A 15,399-nucleotide genomic window follows, 5' to 3' on the forward strand; every position below is an offset into this window, starting at 1 on the left:
GGCTTTTTCGTTGGCGCGATCTGCGACACTGCTACGCTTGAAGCGTAGCGGTCCTTGGGGCATCCTTGCTCGCGAGCTCATTGGCCGCGGATCGTCGCGACATGGACTTCGAGTTGGACGAGGCCAAGAGCGATGCGCGTTTTGCGTCAGATGGCTTCGGGTTCGATGTCGCGGCCCTGGTCTTCGACGGGCCGACCCTCGAATGGCCAGACGATCGGCGAGACTACGGGGAGCGGCGCATGATCGCTCTCGGGGCCGTCGACGGGATCGTTCTGGTCGTGGTCTACACCGACCGCGGTGACGTTCGCCGGATCATTTCGGCCCGCCCGGCCAATCGCAAGGAGAGGCAGCGATGGCGATTGTTCGCAGGTCTTTAGAGGAGATCCGGGCGTCCCGCCCTAAGATCGACCGTGGTCGGCTGCGTCTCGCCTCCACCGAGGCGCGGGTCGCGGCCACCATCGCGTCGGACCCTGACATGGCCCCCGACATCGGCGGGCTTGAGTTGCCGCCGGAGCCGCGTGCGCTCAGGGTTGCCGCCCGGATGACCCAGGATGAGTTCGCAGCCCTCCTGGGTATCCCGGTCGCGACGTTGCGCAACTGGGAACAGGCCCGCAACCGGCCGGACCCGGCTGCCGCTGCCCTGTTCAGGCTGATGGCCAAGGACTTGCGGCACGCCCTCCGGGCGCTTGGCGCCTGACCCATGCCCGAATCCTCCGGCCGCACAGTCTATTTCGAGCACACCGTGATCGGCGCCTATCTGCGCTGCGCTGCGATCTGCGCCGAGACCGGGACCGAGGTTGTGGTGATGGGGCCGGCGCACACCGCGCTCTCTGATCTCGAACGGCTTGCCCGTCGTAAGCTGGAGCGTCGGCTGATGCAGGATACGGGGGAGGGGTCCTGACATCGGCACAAGGTCTGGTGCCGCGCGTGCCTTCGGCCTTGGACTTGCCACCGACGCTGTGCTACCCGCTAGCCCAGTTCCTCGACCGCCACGGCGGATGTCCGCCGCCTCACGGAGCCATCCGGATGTCCTCGTCCTCCGCTGCCGCGAAGCCCTTCGACGGCTTCTTCTCCGCTTCCCTCGCCGACACCGATCCGGTGATCTTCGACGCGATCCAGAAGGAGCTCGGCCGGCAGCAACACGAGATCGAGCTGATCGCCTCGGAGAACATCGTCTCGCGCGCCGTCATGGAGGCGCAGGGCTCGGTGATGACCAACAAGTATGCCGAGGGCTATCCGGGCAAGCGCTACTATGGCGGCTGCCAGTTCGTCGACATCGCCGAGACGGTCGCCATCGAGCGCGCCACCAAGCTGTTCGGCTGCCGCTTCGCCAATGTCCAGCCGAACTCCGGCAGCCAGGCCAACCAGGCGGTGTTCCTCGCCCTGATGCAGCCGGGCGACACCTTCATGGGCCTCGACCTTGCCGCCGGCGGCCACCTCACCCACGGCTCGCCGGTCAACGTCTCCGGCAAGTGGTTCAAGGTCGCGCCCTACACGGTGCGCCGCGAGGACCAGCTCATCGACATGGACGAGGTCGCCCGCATCGCCCGCGAGGCCAAGCCCAAGGTCATCGTCGCCGGTGGCTCGGCCTATGCCCGCTTCTGGGACTTCGCCCGCTTCCGCGCCATCGCGGATGAGGTCGGCGCCTATCTCTTCGTCGACATGGCGCATTTCGCCGGCCTGGTGGCGGGCGGCGCCCATCCCTCGCCGTTCCCGCATGCCCATGTGGCGACGACCACGACCCACAAGACCCTGCGCGGCCCGCGCGGCGGCATGATCCTCACCGACGACGAGGAGCTGGCGAAGAAGTTCAACTCGGCGGTCTTCCCCGGCATGCAGGGCGGCCCGCTCATGCATGTCATCGCCGCCAAGGCGGTCGCCTTCGGCGAGGCACTCCGCCCCGAGTTCAAGGCCTATTCCCATGCCGTCGTCGCCAATGCCAAGGCGCTGGCCGAGACGCTGAAGAGCGCCGGCTTCGACCTCGTCACCGGCGGCACCGACAACCACCTGATGCTGGTCGACCTGCGCCCGAAGAACCTCACCGGCAAGGCCTCCGAGGCCGCCCTGGGGCGCGCCTACATCACCTGCAACAAGAACGGCATCCCCTTCGACCCGCAGAAGCCCTTCGTCACCTCGGGCGTCCGTCTCGGCACGCCCGCCGGCACGACCCGCGGCTTCGGCATCGCCGAATTCAAGCGCGTCGGCGAGCTGATCGCCGAGACGCTGGACGGCCTGTCCCGCGCCAATTCCGACGAGGGCAATGCCCAGGTGGAGGCGATCGTGCGGGAGAAGGTGAAAGACCTGACCGCCCGCTTCCCCATCTATTCCTGACGGGACGACGAGGCCGTGCGATGCCCCTTCTGCGGGTTCGCCGACACGCAGGTGAAGGACAGCCGTCCCACCGAGGACGGTTCGGCGATCCGTCGCCGCCGCGTCTGCACGGAATGCGGCGGCCGCTTCACCACCTTCGAGCGGGTGCAGCTGCGCGAACTCATCGTGGTCAAGCGATCCGGCAAGCGCGTGCCCTTCGACCGCGACAAGCTCATGCGCTCCATCCAGATCGCGCTGCGCAAGCGGCCGGTGGACCCCGAGCGCGTCGAGCGCCTGGTCTCCGGCATCGTCCGCCAGCTTGAGGCCTCCGGTGAGTCGGACATTCCCGCCGAGAACATCGGCCGCATCGTCATGGAGGCGCTGAAAGCCCTCGACGACGTCGCCTATGTCCGCTTCGCCTCGGTCTACCGCAATTTCCGCGATCCCCGCGAGTTCCAGCAGCTGATCGGCGAGATGTCCGAGGACGGCGAGGGCACGACCGAGCCCGGGCGCGGCTAGCGTCATGGCCGCTGGCGCCTTCACCGCGGTCGATGCCGCCCATATGGACCACGCGCTGCGCCTCGGCCGGCGTCACCTCGGCCTTGCCTGGCCCAATCCCTCGGTCGGCTGCGTTCTCGTCAAGAACGGCGTGATCGTCGGCCGCGGCGTCACCCAGGTCGGCGGCCGCCCGCATGGCGAGACCACGGCCATCGCCCATGCGCTCGCCGCCTCCGGGCCCCGCGCCACCCATGGCGCCACCGCCTATGTCACGCTGGAGCCCTGCTCGCATTACGGCCGCACGGCGCCCTGTTCCGATGCCCTGGCGCGAGCCGGCATCGCCCGCGTCGTCTGCGCCATCGGCGATCCCGACCCGCGCGTCCACGGCCGTGGCTTCCACATGCTGCGCGCCTATGGCATCGCCGTCGATGTCGGCGTCGGTGCTGCGGAGGCCGCCCTCGACCATCGCGGCCACTTCACCCGCGTGCGCCAGGGCCGGCCCTTCGTCCAGCTGAAGATGGCGCTCTCCGCCGATGGCTTCGTCGCGGCGGCCGGCGGCGCGCGCACCCAGATCAGCTGCCCCGAGGCCACCGTTCAGCTCCACCTCGTCCGCGCCATGGCCGATGCCATCATGATCGGCATCGGCACGGTGCTGGCCGATGACCCGCTGCTCACCTGCCGCCTGCCGGGGATGGAGGACCGCTCGCCGGTCCGCGTCATCATCGATTCCAAGCTCCGCCTGCCGCTGACCTCCCGCCTTGTCGCCACCGCCCGCGACGTGCCGACATGGGTCGTCTCGACGGTCGGTGCGCCGCCCGAGGCCGAGCGGGCGCTGCGCCAGGCCGGCTGCGAGGTCATGCTGGTGAGCCGCCTCGCCGACGGCTCGGTCGACATGGGCGCGGCGCTCCGCCTCCTCTCCGCCCGCGGCATCACCCGCGTCATGAGCGAAGGCGGCCCGATCCTCGGAGCGACGCTGATGCGCCAGGCGCTCGCCGACGAGATCATCGTCGCGCGCTCGCCGACCACGCTCGGCGACGGCGTCCCCGGCTTCGTCATCCCCATGCCCGAGCGCTACCGCCTCGCCGGGAGCCGCACCGCCGGCTGCGACCTCATCGAAACCTTCCGCCCCGATCCCGCCGCTTAAGGAGCCTGAGCCATGTTCACCGGCATCATCACCGACGTCGGCGAGATCGTCGCGGTCGAAGCGCGCGGCTCCGCCCGCCATCTCGCGGTGGCCTGCTCCTATCCGGCCGACAGCCTGCCGCTCGGCGCCTCGGTCTGCCACATGGGCATCTGCCTGACCGTCACCTCCCTCTCCGAGCAGGGCAACCGCACCGTCTTCACCATCGACGCCTCGGCCGAGACCCTCGCCCGCACCACGCTGGGCGACTGGCAGGCCGGCAAGAAGGTGAACCTCGAGCGCGCGCTGCGGATCGGCGACGAGCTGGGCGGCCATATCGTCACCGGCCATGTCGACGGCGTTGCCGAGATCGTGTCGCGCGATGACACGGACGGCACTGCCCGCTTCGTCTTCCGCGCCCCGAAGGATCTTGCCAAGTTCATCGCCGAGAAGGGGTCGGTTGCCCTCGACGGCACCTCGCTCACCGTCAACGGCGTCGACGGCGACACCTTCACCGTTACCATGATCCCCCACACCCTCGCGGTGACCACCTGGGGGGACGCGAAGGCCGGCGACCGCGTCAACATCGAGGCCGACATGATGGCGCGCTATGCCGCCCGCCTTGCGGATGCGAAGGCGGGGGGCTACTAGAGCGCTCCCATTTCGAAGGACTTACCATGGCCGCTCCGCGTTCCGCAGCCGAGCACGTGATCCCGACGCATGCCCGTGTGCTGATCGTCGAGGCCCGCTTCTACGACGATCTCGCCGACGCCCTGCTCGATGGCGCCAAGGCGGCGCTGACCGAGGTCGGTGCCACCTATGAGGTCCACACCGTGCCTGGCGCGCTCGAGATCCCGGCCGCCATAGCCATCCTGATGGACGGCGCGGCCGCCCGCGGCCAGCCCTTCGACGGCGCGGTCGCCCTCGGCACGGTCATCCGCGGCGAGACCACCCATTACGAGATCGTCTCCGAGGAGAGCTCGCGCGCCCTCATGGACCTCTCCGTCCAGCGCAAGCTGCCGCTCGGCAACGGCATCCTCACCGTCGAGAACGACGCCCAGGCCTGGGCGCGCGCCCGCCGCAGCGAGCTCGACAAGGGCGGCGGCGCCGCCAAGGCCTGCCTCGCCATGATCCGCCTGAAGCGCGCGGCGGAGCAGGCCTGATGTCCGACACCGCCCCGAAACAGGCCAACAAGCGCGGCACGGCGCGCCTCGCCGCCGTCCAGGCGCTGTACCAGATGGATGTGGCCGGCACCGACATCAATGATGTCATCGGCTCGTTCCAGACGTTCTGGATGGGCCGCGAGGTCGAGGGCGACACATACCTGCCCGCCGACCACCAGTTCTTCCGCGACATTATCCAGGGGGTGATGCGCGAGCAGCAGCGCATCGACGTGGCGGTGGACCGGATCCTCGCCGACGATTGGCCGCTGCGCCGCATCGAGGCGGTGCTGCGCGCCGTGCTGCGCGCCGGCACCTATGAGCTCTTCGAGCGGCCGGACGTGCCGGCCAAGGTCATCATCGCCGAATATGTCGACGTGGCCGACGCCTTCGTGGACCGCGAGGAGGTCGGCATGGCGAATGCCGTGCTCGACAAGATCGCCAAGCGCGTCCGCGCCGCCGAGCTCGGCGAGGCGCCGAAGCGCTGAGCGCTTTCCGGCGCGGCCCCACCGGGCCATGATGCCCCCGTGACTCGCCCCTCCGAAGACGCCCTCATCGCCCGCTTCTTCGCGCCGCTCGCCACCAGCGCCGGCGCGGACGGCCTGACCGACGACGCCGCGGTGATCCCGCCGGGGGAGGGGGACCTCGTCGTCACCAAGGACATGGCGATCGCCGGCGTCCACTTCTTCCCCGACGACCCGCCGGGCCTTGTCGCCGCCAAGGCGCTGCGGGTGAACCTCTCCGATCTTGCGGCCAAGGGCGCCGTGCCGGCCGGTATGCTGCTTGGCCTCGGGCTGGCCGCCGACTGGTCGGTGGATTGGCTCGACGCCTTCGCCAAGGGACTTGCCGCCGATCTCGACGCCTATGGCTGCCCGCTCCTCGGCGGCGATACGGTGAAGGTTCCGGGGCCGCTGACCCTCTCCGTGACCGCCTTCGGCCGGGCGAACCGCACGGTGCGCCGCCGCGGCGCGCGGCCGGGTGATCTCCTCTGCGTCACCGGCACGATCGGCGATGGCGCTCTGGGGCTGGTGGCGCGGCAGGCGGAACGGGACCCGGCAACGGCGCCGGGCTGGCTTGCCGCGCTCGGCGAGGATCATCGCCGCCACCTCGTCGATCGCTATCTCAAGCCCCAGCCGCGCGTCGCCCTGGCCAGGGCCGTGGCGCGCCATGCCTCGGCCGCCATGGACGTCTCCGACGGCCTCGTCGGCGACCTCGCCAAGATGATGGCGGCGTCGGGCACGGGCGCGATGGTCGATGCGGGTACCGTCCCGCTCTCGCTGGCCGCCGCTGCCGCCATCGCGACGGACCCGGCCCTCAGGATACGGGCGCTGACAGGTGGCGATGATTACGAGATCCTGCTGGCCTGCCCGCCGGCGCGGCTATCCTCGCTGCAGGCCGACGCGGGGGCGGTGGCGGTGCCCCTCGCGGTGATCGGCGAGGTGACGGGCAGCGGGAGTGTCACCTGGTCCCTCGACGGCCAGCCGCTGACCTTCGGATCGGAACGGTTCGAGCACTTTTGAGCGCTTCGCTGTTCGAGGGACCGCATTGCACTGATGAAGTGCGTCCTTCGAGGCTCGTTCGCTCCGCTCTCTCGCACCTCAGGATGAGGGAGGTCGGGTGTTGCAGACAGGTTCCTTGGCCGTCCTTGCTGCCTGCCACCCACCACCCTCCTCATCCTGAGGTGCGAGCGTCAGCGAGCCTCGAAGGACGCAGTTCGGTTCTGCCCGTGGGCCTTTGGGATGCGGCTGTCGGGTGCTCCACACCACCTCTCCCCAGCGGGGAGAGGTCGGCCGAAGGCCGGGAGAGGGGGCCCGCTGCTTCGGGAAACAATCTCCCCCTCTCCCGCCTCGCTGCGCTCGTCGACCTCTCCCCGCCGGGGAGAGGTGGTCAGCGGTGCGGTCGAGCGTCGATTAGAGGCTGCGGTGGTCAAGTCAGGACGGAGAGGGCGGTGATCTCGGGCTGACCGCACCGAGCCATCCAAACAAAAAGGCCCCGGCGAACCAGGGCCTTTCCGAAACCGCTCAAGCGGCAAACCTCAATCCCAGGCCTGGACCACGTGGCCGGGCGAGATCTCGCGATACTGGCGCACCGGCGGGACATAGTCCGGCGCGCGGACCGGGCTCTTGATCTCGTCGTTCGACACGCCGCGCTTCTGCTGGCGGCGGGAGGGATCCGGGATCGGCACGGCGGCCATCAGCTTCTTGGTGTAGGGGTGCTGCGGATTGCCGAAGACCTCAGCGCGCGGGCCGATCTCGACGATCTCGCCGAGATACATGACCGCCACGCGGTGGCACATGCGCTCCACGACCGCGATGTCGTGGGAGATGAAGAGATAGGCGAGGCCCATGCTGGCCTGCAGGTCGAGCATCAGGTTCACGACCTGCGCCTTCACCGACACGTCGAGCGCCGAGACCGCCTCGTCCGCGACGATCAGCTTCGGGCCGAGGGCGAGCGCGCGGGCGATGCAGATGCGCTGGCGCTGGCCGCCGGAGAACTCGTGCGGATAGCGCGAGGCCATGTCGGGCGACAGGCCGACGCGGGTGAGAAGGTCGGCCACCCGGTCGCGCGCCTCGGAGCCCGAGGCAAGGCCATGGGCATAGAAGGGCTCGGCAATGGCCGAACCGATGGACATGCGCGGGTTGAGGCTGGCGAAGGGGTCCTGGAAGATAATCTGCATGCGCTTGCGCATGTCGCGCAGCTTGGCGTTGTCGAGCGTCAGCACGTCCTCGCCATCGACCACCACCGAGCCGGAATTCGGCTGGATGAGGCGGAGGATCGAGCGGCCGGTCGTCGACTTGCCGCAGCCCGACTCGCCCACGAGCGCCAGCGTCTCGCCGGCATGGAGCGAGAAGGACACGTTCTCGACCGCATGGACGCGGCCCGAGACCTTGCCGAACAGGCCGGAATGGATGTCGAAGCGGGTGGTGAGGTTGGCAACCTCCAGCACCGGGCGGTCGGCGGCCTTCACCGTGTCCGGCGTCTCCACCGGCACGTCGCTCTCGCCGGTCATCTTGTCGACGACGGGGAAGCGCATCGGGCGGGCGATGCCCTTCATCGAGCCGAGCTGCGGCACGGCCGACAGCAGCGCCTTGGTATAGGGGTGGGCCGGCGCGGCGAAGATCTGCTCGGTTTTGCCGGTCTCGACCGCCTTGCCCTGGTACATGACCACGGTGCGGTCGGCGATTTCGGCGACGACGCCCATGTCATGGGTGATGAAGAGGACGGACATGCCCTCCTCCTCCTGGAGCTCCTTGATGAGCTCGAGGATCTGCGCCTGGATCGTCACGTCGAGCGCGGTGGTCGGCTCGTCGGCGATGAGCAGCTTCGGTCGGCAGGCGAGCGCCATGGCGATCATGACGCGCTGGCGCATGCCGCCGGAGAAGCGGTGCGGATATTCGTGGAAGCGCGACTTGGCGGCGGGTATGCGCACCTTCTCGAGCAGGCGCACTGTCTCGGCCTCGGCCTCCTGGCGCGACAGGCCGCGGTGGTAGATCAGCGCCTCGGCGATCTGGAAGCCGATGGTCAGCACCGGATTGAGGCTGGTCATCGGCTCCTGGAAGATCATCGCGATCTCGTTGCCGCGGACATGGTTCATCGCCTTGTCGTTGATCGTGGTGAGCTCGCGGCCCACCAGCTTGATGCTGCCTTCCACCTTGCCGCTCTGCGGCGGGATGAGGCGCATGATCGACAGGGCAGTGACCGACTTGCCGGAGCCCGACTCGCCGACGATGGCGACGGTTTCCTTGGCGCCGACCTCGAACGAAATGCCCTTCACGACCGCGTTCCACTCGCCCTCGCGCAGGAACGACGTGACGAGGTTGTTCACGGACAGGACAGGACCGGTGGAGGCGGCGGGGGCCAGGCCGTCGGCGGCAGTCTGGGACAAAGCGGTCACGTGGAATGTCACTCGTGCTGGAGATCGGAAGCGCGGCCCACGAGGGGCCACCGGGCGTGCATCCTTATGCAACGACCATTCCAATGCAACCCGCTGAGGGCATGGCCCGGATGCTGTGGATGATCATTCCTGAGGCTGCCTCCGAGGCGGGCAGCCAGCGCCTGCAAGAGCGGCAGTGACCGCGCTGCGGGACTTTTCCGGCCATCGCGCCTCGGCTAGAGACCTGCTCGTCAGGAGATCCGCCGTGGCCGCACGTCCGCTCGTCATGTTTCCCGATCCGCGGTTGCGCCGACGCGCCGACCCGGTCGAGCTGTTCGACGATGACCTGAAGGCGCTGGCGCAGGACCTGATGGACACGGTCGTCGCCGCCCCGGCCATCGGTCTGTCGGCCTGCCATATCGGCGTCTTCCAGCGCCTCGTCGCCATCCGCCTCGCCGACGACGCCTTGATGCGGCTCTACGTCAATCCGCGCATCCTCTGGACCTCGCCGGAGACCAAGGTCGAGCGCGAGGGCTCGGTCTCCATGCCCGGCATCTCGGAGGAGGTGGAGCGCCCCGCCCGGATCGGCCTTGCATGGTCGACGCTCACCGGCGCCGAGGAGCAGGCCGAGGCCGACGGCTTCCTCGCCGTGGTGCTCCAGCACGAGATCGACCAGCTCGATGGCATCTTCTGGCTCGACCGGCTGTCGCGGCTCAAACGCGAGCGCGCCATCAAGCGCTACGAGAAGCTGCGGCGCGATGCGCGGTGACGCCCTGCGGGGTCCGTGACCTTCCGCACCTCGCATTGCCCGCAGGCCGGTTATGCTTTTCCCCAGCGCGAATGCGCGATTTCGAGGGAGGACGGCATGGCAGGCAAGTTTGTGCTGACCAAAGGCAAGAGCGGTCAGTTCCATTTCTCGCTAAAGGCGTCGAACGGGCAGGTGATCCTGTCCAGCGAGATGTACACCACCAAGGCGGCGGCGCTCGCGGGCATCGAGAGTGTCCGCAAGAACGCCAAGGAGGATGGCCGCTACGAGCGCAAGCAGGCCAAGACCGGCCCGATGTTCAACCTGAAGGCCACCAACGGCCAGGTGATCGGGTCGAGCGAGGTCTATTCCTCCGAGGCCTCGCGCGACGCCGGCATCGAGAGCGTCAAGAAGAACGCGCCCGAGGCCAAGCTCGACGACACCACCGCCGCCTGATCGGCGCTATCCCGCGGGGAGGGCCGGGCTTGCCCGGCCGATCCGCCGCCAGTGCAGCGTCAGGCCGGCCGCGAGCAGGAGGAGGCCTGCCGCGGTGGCCCAGGGCCGCGGCACCAGCAGCAGCACGCCGCCGGCAAGGCAGATGATCCGCTCCATGGCGTTCGCCTGGCCCAGCGCATAGCCCGCGAAGGCGACGCAGAAGCCGACGAGGGCAAGGCAGGCGGTCAGCGTCACCCACAGCACGGAAAGCCAGGCGGCGATGGTGCCGGGCATGCCGTAGACCGTCGCCCCCGCGGCATTGGTGCCGGCCGGCACCAGCATGAGCAGCTGCGCCCCATCGGGCGTGAGGCAGAACATGAAGGGCACGATGAAGGCCGGCAGGGTGTATTTCCACGCCTGCATCGTCGTGCGGAAGGGCTCGCCGCCAGTGATGGCCGAGGCCGCGAAGGGGGCGAGCGCGGTCGGCGGCGACACGTCCGCCAGCACCGCATAGTAGAACATGAACATGTGTGCGGCGGCGGGCGGCACGCCGACCTTGATCAGCGCCGGCACCAGCATGACGGCGGCGATGATGTAGCTCGCGGTGACCGGCACGGAGAGGCCGAGCACCCACATGGCGAGCGCCGCCATGAGCAGGATGAGGAAGACGTTCGAGCCACCGGCCGAAATGATGATGCCGGAAATGGTCAGGCCAAGGCCGGTGAGGTTCACCACCGAGACGATGATGCCGGCGCAGGCGCAGACCGCGACGATTCCGAGCGTCGAGCGCGTGCCGTCGAGCAGCGCGTCGATCATGCCGGTGCCGCCGGCCGGAACCGGTCGTCCGCTGCGCATGGCCGCAAGGCTCTGGGCCCCCGAGACCGCGACAGCCGCCGCGATGCCCCAGAAGGTCGCGACCGAGATGCGGTCGTTGAACAGCTCCTGGATGCCGAGCCCCTGTGGCCAGCCACTCACGCCGAAGAGCCAGGCGGCGAGCGCCGCCGCGCAGCCGACCGCGAAGGCCTCGATCGTCACCAGGCGGCTTTCCTCGCGCACCATGGACAGGACGAAGGCGACGACGATCGACCAGTAGACCGCCATGAAGCTGGTGAAGCCCATCACCAGGAACACCGCGATCGCGCCGAGCGAGATGAAATGGTAGCCGCCGCGCTTGGTCAGCTCCCAGACCGAGGCATCCGAGGTGCGCACCGGCACGACGCCGAGGCGGCGGGAATCGGCCTCCGTCATCAGCCAGCACGAGACGTAATAGAGGACGGTCGGGATGGTCGCGTAGATGAGGATCTGCAGGTAATCGACGTCGAGGAACTCGGCGATGATGAAGGCCGCGGCGCCGAGCGTCGGTGGCGACAGGGTCGCGCCGATCCCTGCGGCGGAGAGCATGCCGCCGGCGACCTGCGGGTCGTAGCCCGAGCGCTTCAGCATGGGCCAGGCAAGGGTCGAGACAGTCACGGTGGTGGCGACGCCCGAGCCCGAGACGGTGCCGAGGAGAAAGCCCGAGGCGACCACGGCGCGTCCTGGGGCCGAGGGGGAGGGGTTCTTGCCGAAGAGCGCGAAGGCCCATTCGATGAAGAAGCGCCCGGCGCCGCCGCGGTCGAGCACCGCGCCATAGATGGTGAAGAGGATGATGAAGGTCGCCGCGACGTCCAGCGGCGTCGTGAACAGGCCCTCCAGCGTCAGGAAGTTCTGCCCGATGATGCGGTTGAGGCTGAAGCCGCGATGTTCGAATACATCCGGGATCAGCCAGCCCGTGCCGGCATAGCAATAGATGAGGAAGACCGCCGCGATGGCCGGCAGCACCCAGCCGACGGTGCGGCGGGTGGCTTCCAGCACCAGCAGCATGAGGGCGAGGCCGAGGACCAGTTCCTCGGCGGAGGGCTGCATGGCGCGGGTCTTGAACTCGTCGATATTGGTCGACAGGTACCAGGCGCAATAGAGGCCGAGCGCCGCGAAGAACCAGTCCGCCGGCTGAATCCGCGCCAGCCAGCGGTTGGCGACGAGCAGCGGATAGGCGGCGAAACAGGCGATCAGCACCCAGCCGAGCCCGTAGCCGAAGGGCGAGCGGCCTACCACCGCGATCCGCGGGTTCGGGTGGTGCAGGATATAGGCGAGCATGGCGATGGCGATGAGCGCCACCACGATCTCCTCGACGCTGACGCGCCGCGTCTGCGGGGCGCCGTCGCGGCCCGTCTTGGCGAGGGGATAGAGGATGAAGATGAGGGCGAGGCAGAGCGCCAGGAAGCTGGCGCGATAGACCGTCGTGGTGATCGAGAACTGCGTCCAGTACATCGCCGTGGCGGCGATGAGGAAGGCGACCGATCCGGTCAGCCACCCCAGCCAGCCGCCAACGCGCCGCGCCGGCCCGCCTTCCGAATCCGAGGACAGCTTCTCCAGCTCCTCGGCCGTCAGGACCCGTTCCGCGTCGCCTGACGCCGGCTTCAGCGCGTCGGTGGTCATGGCCGTTCCCCTGTCGCTTCTCGTCCCCCGACGAGGCGCCGCTGGCCTGCCGCCAGCGGCACGGAAAAAGCCGGAACGGTCTCCCGCCCCGGCTCCCGCTATTCGTGCGTCGCGATCAGATCGAGACGCCGCGCGCCTTGTAGAAGGCCTCCGCCGCCGGATGGAACGGCGCGGCCAGCTTCACCGCGGCGGTCTGCAGCGTGAGCTTGCGAGCCTCGGGGTGGATGGCCTGCATGTCCGTGAGGTTGTTGAAGATGCCCTCGAGGATCAGCGTCACGAGATCGTTCGGCGCCTTGGCATCGACCAGCATGACATTGGCGACGCCGATGCCGGAAACGGCCTGGGTCTGCCCCGGATAGGAGTTCGGCGGCATGATCGATTCCCGGTAGAGGCCGGGATATTTCTTGTTCATCTCGACCAGCTCCTTCGAGGTGTCGAGGAGCTTGAAGGCCGTGCGGCCCGACTGGGCGAGGTCGCGGATCGCCGCCGTCGGCACGCCGCCGCCCCAGAAGAAGCCGGCGATCTTGCCGTCGGCGAGGGCATTGGCGCTCTCGGCGACGCCGAGATTGTCACGGATGATGTCGGTCTTCGGGTTGAGGCCGGCGGCCTCCAGCGTGCGGTCGGCCCAGCCCTCGGTCGAGGAGCCGGCAGAGCCGACGCCGATGCGCTTGCCCTTCATCTCGGCGACCGAGTTGATGGCGGGCGTCGCCACGGCGTGCAGCACGTTGTCGTAGAGCACGGCGATGATGCGCACCTCGCGCTTGCCGCCGCGGGCATAGGCGCCGACGCCGTTCAGCGCGTCGACCACGGAGTCCAGCGTCGAGAAGCCGATATCGGCATCGCCGGCCGAGAGCAGGTTGATGTTGTCGACCGAGCCGCCGGTGACCTGCGACGTCGCCTGGACGTTCGGCACCTTCTCGGTGAGCACGCGGGCAAGGCCGCCGCCATAGACGAAGTAGACGCCGCCGGTGCCGCCCGTGGCGACGGTGAGGCGGCGGCGGGCCTGGGCCAGCGCAGGCGCGCCAAGGCCAAGGAGGGCAGTGCCGGCGACGAGCGCCGCACGACGGTTCAGGATCAGGGTCATCGACGTTTCCTCGGGAACGGGCGGGCCGGTTGATCCGGCCTTCGGGCGAAAAATTCGCGAGGACAGAAGCATGACGGGGCGGTGAAGGGAAGCCCCGCAGGCGGCAGCCAGCCCGGTGACCGGCTGCCGCAGTGGCGGAATACCGCAGGTCAGGCGGCCTTGATGACGTTGAAGAATTCGTCGACCTGCCGGCGGATGGCCTGCGTCTGGCTGTCGAGCTCCGTGGCCGCCGTCAACACGAAGGTCGAGGTGCTGCCCGTTTCGCTCGCCGCCTGGCTGACGCCGGCGATGTTGGCCGAGACCTCCTGGGTGCCGTGGGCGGCCTCCTGGATGTTGCGGGTGATCTCGCCGATCGCCGATTGCTGCTCGCCGACCGACGAGGAGATCGCCCCGGCAATGGCGCTGATCGTCTCGATGGTGGCGCCGATCTGGGTGATCGAACTGACGGACTGGGCCGTCGCCGACTGGATCTGCGCGATCTGCACGCCGATCTCGTCGGTCGCCTTGGCCGTCTGGCTGGCGAGGCTCTTCACCTCAGAGGCGACGACCGCGAAGCCCTTGCCGGCCTCGCCGGCGCGGGCCGCCTCGATCGTGGCGTTGAGCGCGAGGAGGTTGGTCTGGCCGGCGATATTGGCGATGAGGTTGACCACGTCGCCGATCCGCTGGGCAGCCTCGGCGAGACCGTCCATGACCACCTTGGACTGGCGGGCCTGGGTGACGGCCTGCGTGGCGATCTCGTTCGAATGGCTCACCTGGCGGCCGATCTCCACGACTGCAGTGGAGAGCTCCTCAGAGGCTGCCGCCACCGTCTGGACGTTCGAGGCCGACTGCTCCGAGGCCGCCGCCACCGCGGTCGACTGGCGCGTCGTCTCTTCCGCATTGGCGGCGAGGCTGTTGGCATTGCTGGTGAGCTGGTGGGCGGCATGGCCCATGGCGTTCAGCGACTGGCTCATATCCGTGTTGAACGCGGCGATCGCGGCGTTCATGCGGTCCTGCCGCTGCTGGCGCTCGGTCAGCATGGCCTCCTGGTAGACGGAAATGGCGAGGTCCATGTCGATCATGACCGCTGCATTCACCGCCGTCAGCATCTTCGAGAGCTTGGCGGGGCGCCACTTGTAGGTCGCGACCGCCAACGTTGCGAGCTCGCTCATCACCATGTTGTAGCCGCCGATATACCAGCGCGGCTCAAGCCCGATCTTGTTGTGGATGTGGCCGATGGTGCGCACGCCGCGCATGTACTCGGCGTCGAAGGAGCCGTCGAAGAGCCGTGCCCAGTGGCTGCCCTGGACCTTCTTGAGGCGGGGAATGTCACTGCCCAGCATGGCCGCGAGGTTCGGCTCGGCTGAGACGTGGCGATAGAAAGCTTCGAGGATCTGCGGAAGCTTCGGTTCCACGACCTTCCAGAATTCGCGCAGCAGGATGGAGGTTTCCGGGGTGATGCGCATGAAGCGCATACGAGTCGAGCGTTCGGCGGCCTCGTCCGAGGCCCCGGGGGGCATGTGTTTCATTGTGGCGTTCCCAAAGGACGTCTGCGGAGCAGATCGGGTTTTACCGTCACTTCGGGGGGGAGCGGCGGTCTGCACTGCCGGCGGGTGCTTGGACAGCACGACCCGTCACATGAACGGTGCGCCGAAGCGGTAAAATCTTCCTAAATTACCGCAAGGGAAAAGCGTAATTTCGTGGCGACGTGCCTCGATT

At 68.6% G+C, this 15,399-nt stretch carries 17 protein-coding genes; 13 read left to right on the forward strand and 4 right to left on the reverse strand.

What is annotated here, in order from left to right:
• Positions 1–101 precede the first annotated feature (101 nt).
• The 10 genes from C8P69_RS01150 (at position 102) to thiL (ending at position 6,608) form a co-directional block, all read left to right on the forward strand.
• Positions 102–377 (forward strand): BrnT family toxin, encoded by a 276-nt coding sequence (locus C8P69_RS01150; RefSeq protein ID WP_108174023.1) that lies wholly within the window; start codon positions 102–104, stop codon positions 375–377.
• Complete coding sequence (locus C8P69_RS01155; protein WP_108174024.1) at positions 353–697, forward strand: helix-turn-helix domain-containing protein; 345 nt, start codon at positions 353–355, stop codon at positions 695–697. Before C8P69_RS01150 ends, C8P69_RS01155 begins: the two co-directional genes overlap by 25 nt.
• A gap of 3 nt (positions 698–700) precedes the next feature.
• The gene (locus C8P69_RS01160; protein ID WP_108174025.1) at positions 701–901 is read left to right on the forward strand and encodes a DUF6898 family protein; all 201 of its coding nucleotides are present in this window, start codon (positions 701–703) and stop codon (positions 899–901) included.
• A 125-nt stretch (positions 902–1,026) separates the two neighbouring features.
• The gene (gene glyA, locus C8P69_RS01165) at positions 1,027–2,331 is read left to right on the forward strand and encodes a serine hydroxymethyltransferase (protein ID WP_108174026.1); all 1,305 of its coding nucleotides are present in this window, start codon (positions 1,027–1,029) and stop codon (positions 2,329–2,331) included.
• Between the two features lie 15 nt (positions 2,332–2,346).
• A complete protein-coding gene (nrdR, locus tag C8P69_RS01170) occupies positions 2,347–2,829 on the forward strand; it encodes a transcriptional regulator NrdR (RefSeq protein WP_108174027.1) in 483 nt (160 codons plus the stop codon).
• A 4-nt stretch (positions 2,830–2,833) separates the two neighbouring features.
• Positions 2,834–3,952, forward strand: coding sequence for a bifunctional diaminohydroxyphosphoribosylaminopyrimidine deaminase/5-amino-6-(5-phosphoribosylamino)uracil reductase RibD (ribD, locus tag C8P69_RS01175; RefSeq protein WP_108174028.1), 1,119 nt, complete (start codon positions 2,834–2,836; stop codon positions 3,950–3,952).
• A gap of 12 nt (positions 3,953–3,964) precedes the next feature.
• Positions 3,965–4,579, forward strand: a complete 615-nt coding sequence (locus C8P69_RS01180) for a riboflavin synthase (protein ID WP_108174029.1) — start codon at positions 3,965–3,967, stop codon at positions 4,577–4,579.
• Between the two features lie 26 nt (positions 4,580–4,605).
• The gene (gene ribH, locus C8P69_RS01185; RefSeq protein ID WP_108174030.1) at positions 4,606–5,091 is read left to right on the forward strand and encodes a 6,7-dimethyl-8-ribityllumazine synthase; all 486 of its coding nucleotides are present in this window, start codon (positions 4,606–4,608) and stop codon (positions 5,089–5,091) included.
• On the forward strand, positions 5,091–5,576 hold the full coding sequence (gene nusB / locus C8P69_RS01190; RefSeq protein ID WP_108174031.1) for a transcription antitermination factor NusB: 486 nt from the start codon (positions 5,091–5,093) through the stop codon (positions 5,574–5,576). The genes ribH and nusB overlap by 1 nt, the downstream gene beginning before the upstream one ends.
• A 39-nt stretch (positions 5,577–5,615) precedes the next feature.
• Entirely contained in the window at positions 5,616–6,608 is a 993-nt protein-coding gene (thiL, locus tag C8P69_RS01195) for a thiamine-phosphate kinase (RefSeq protein WP_108174032.1), read from the forward strand.
• A gap of 515 nt (positions 6,609–7,123) precedes the next feature.
• Here thiL and C8P69_RS01200 read toward each other — a convergent pair.
• Positions 7,124–8,983 (reverse strand): ABC transporter ATP-binding protein, encoded by a 1,860-nt coding sequence (locus tag C8P69_RS01200; protein WP_245901819.1) that lies wholly within the window; start codon positions 8,981–8,983, stop codon positions 7,124–7,126.
• Positions 8,984–8,988: 5 nt separating this feature from the next.
• Between C8P69_RS01200 and C8P69_RS23710 the strand changes: the two genes are divergently transcribed.
• From C8P69_RS23710 to C8P69_RS24505, 3 genes are all read left to right on the forward strand, one after another.
• Positions 8,989–9,162 (forward strand): hypothetical protein, encoded by a 174-nt coding sequence (locus C8P69_RS23710; protein ID WP_170118084.1) that lies wholly within the window; start codon positions 8,989–8,991, stop codon positions 9,160–9,162.
• A gap of 65 nt (positions 9,163–9,227) precedes the next feature.
• A complete protein-coding gene (locus C8P69_RS01205; protein WP_108174034.1) occupies positions 9,228–9,731 on the forward strand; it encodes a peptide deformylase in 504 nt (167 codons plus the stop codon).
• Between the two features lie 96 nt (positions 9,732–9,827).
• Positions 9,828–10,163: a YegP family protein gene (locus C8P69_RS24505; RefSeq protein ID WP_108174035.1), complete on the forward strand. Its 336-nt coding sequence runs from the start codon at positions 9,828–9,830 to the stop codon at positions 10,161–10,163.
• A 6-nt stretch (positions 10,164–10,169) separates the two neighbouring features.
• Here the strand turns inward: C8P69_RS24505 and C8P69_RS01215 are convergent, their stop codons facing one another.
• The 3 genes from C8P69_RS01215 to C8P69_RS01225 all read right to left on the reverse strand — a co-directional run bounded on the left by C8P69_RS01215 (position 10,170) and on the right by C8P69_RS01225 (position 15,209).
• On the reverse strand, positions 10,170–12,617 hold the full coding sequence (locus C8P69_RS01215; RefSeq protein WP_108174036.1) for a TRAP transporter permease: 2,448 nt from the start codon (positions 12,615–12,617) through the stop codon (positions 10,170–10,172).
• A 115-nt stretch (positions 12,618–12,732) separates the two neighbouring features.
• The gene (locus tag C8P69_RS01220; protein WP_170118085.1) at positions 12,733–13,701 is read right to left on the reverse strand and encodes a TAXI family TRAP transporter solute-binding subunit; all 969 of its coding nucleotides are present in this window, start codon (positions 13,699–13,701) and stop codon (positions 12,733–12,735) included.
• A gap of 149 nt (positions 13,702–13,850) precedes the next feature.
• Positions 13,851–15,209 (reverse strand): globin-coupled sensor protein, encoded by a 1,359-nt coding sequence (locus C8P69_RS01225; RefSeq protein WP_108174038.1) that lies wholly within the window; start codon positions 15,207–15,209, stop codon positions 13,851–13,853.
• Positions 15,210–15,399 lie beyond the last annotated feature (190 nt).

The organism is Phreatobacter oligotrophus (assembly GCF_003046185.1).
GTDB classification, from domain to species: domain Bacteria; phylum Pseudomonadota; class Alphaproteobacteria; order Rhizobiales; family Phreatobacteraceae; genus Phreatobacter; species Phreatobacter oligotrophus.

Excerpts from the sequence above, each read along its gene's own strand:
- C8P69_RS01225 (WP_108174038.1), bottom strand. The coding sequence starts at position 15,209 with ATGAAACACATGCCCCCCGGGGCCTCGGACGAGGCCGCCGAACGCTCG.
- C8P69_RS23710 (WP_170118084.1), top strand. The coding sequence starts at position 8,989 with ATGTCACTCGTGCTGGAGATCGGAAGCGCGGCCCACGAGGGGCCACCG.
- ribD (WP_108174028.1), top strand. The coding sequence starts at position 2,834 with ATGGCCGCTGGCGCCTTCACCGCGGTCGATGCCGCCCATATGGACCAC.
- C8P69_RS24505 (WP_108174035.1), top strand. The coding sequence starts at position 9,828 with ATGGCAGGCAAGTTTGTGCTGACCAAAGGCAAGAGCGGTCAGTTCCAT.
- C8P69_RS01155 (WP_108174024.1), top strand. The coding sequence starts at position 353 with ATGGCGATTGTTCGCAGGTCTTTAGAGGAGATCCGGGCGTCCCGCCCT.
- C8P69_RS01160 (WP_108174025.1), top strand. The coding sequence starts at position 701 with ATGCCCGAATCCTCCGGCCGCACAGTCTATTTCGAGCACACCGTGATC.
- C8P69_RS01215 (WP_108174036.1), bottom strand. The coding sequence starts at position 12,617 with ATGACCACCGACGCGCTGAAGCCGGCGTCAGGCGACGCGGAACGGGTC.
- C8P69_RS01220 (WP_170118085.1), bottom strand. The coding sequence starts at position 13,701 with ATGACCCTGATCCTGAACCGTCGTGCGGCGCTCGTCGCCGGCACTGCC.
- glyA (WP_108174026.1), top strand. The coding sequence starts at position 1,027 with ATGTCCTCGTCCTCCGCTGCCGCGAAGCCCTTCGACGGCTTCTTCTCC.
- ribH (WP_108174030.1), top strand. The coding sequence starts at position 4,606 with ATGGCCGCTCCGCGTTCCGCAGCCGAGCACGTGATCCCGACGCATGCC.
- nusB (WP_108174031.1), top strand. The coding sequence starts at position 5,091 with ATGTCCGACACCGCCCCGAAACAGGCCAACAAGCGCGGCACGGCGCGC.
- C8P69_RS01180 (WP_108174029.1), top strand. The coding sequence starts at position 3,965 with ATGTTCACCGGCATCATCACCGACGTCGGCGAGATCGTCGCGGTCGAA.
- C8P69_RS01150 (WP_108174023.1), top strand. The coding sequence starts at position 102 with ATGGACTTCGAGTTGGACGAGGCCAAGAGCGATGCGCGTTTTGCGTCA.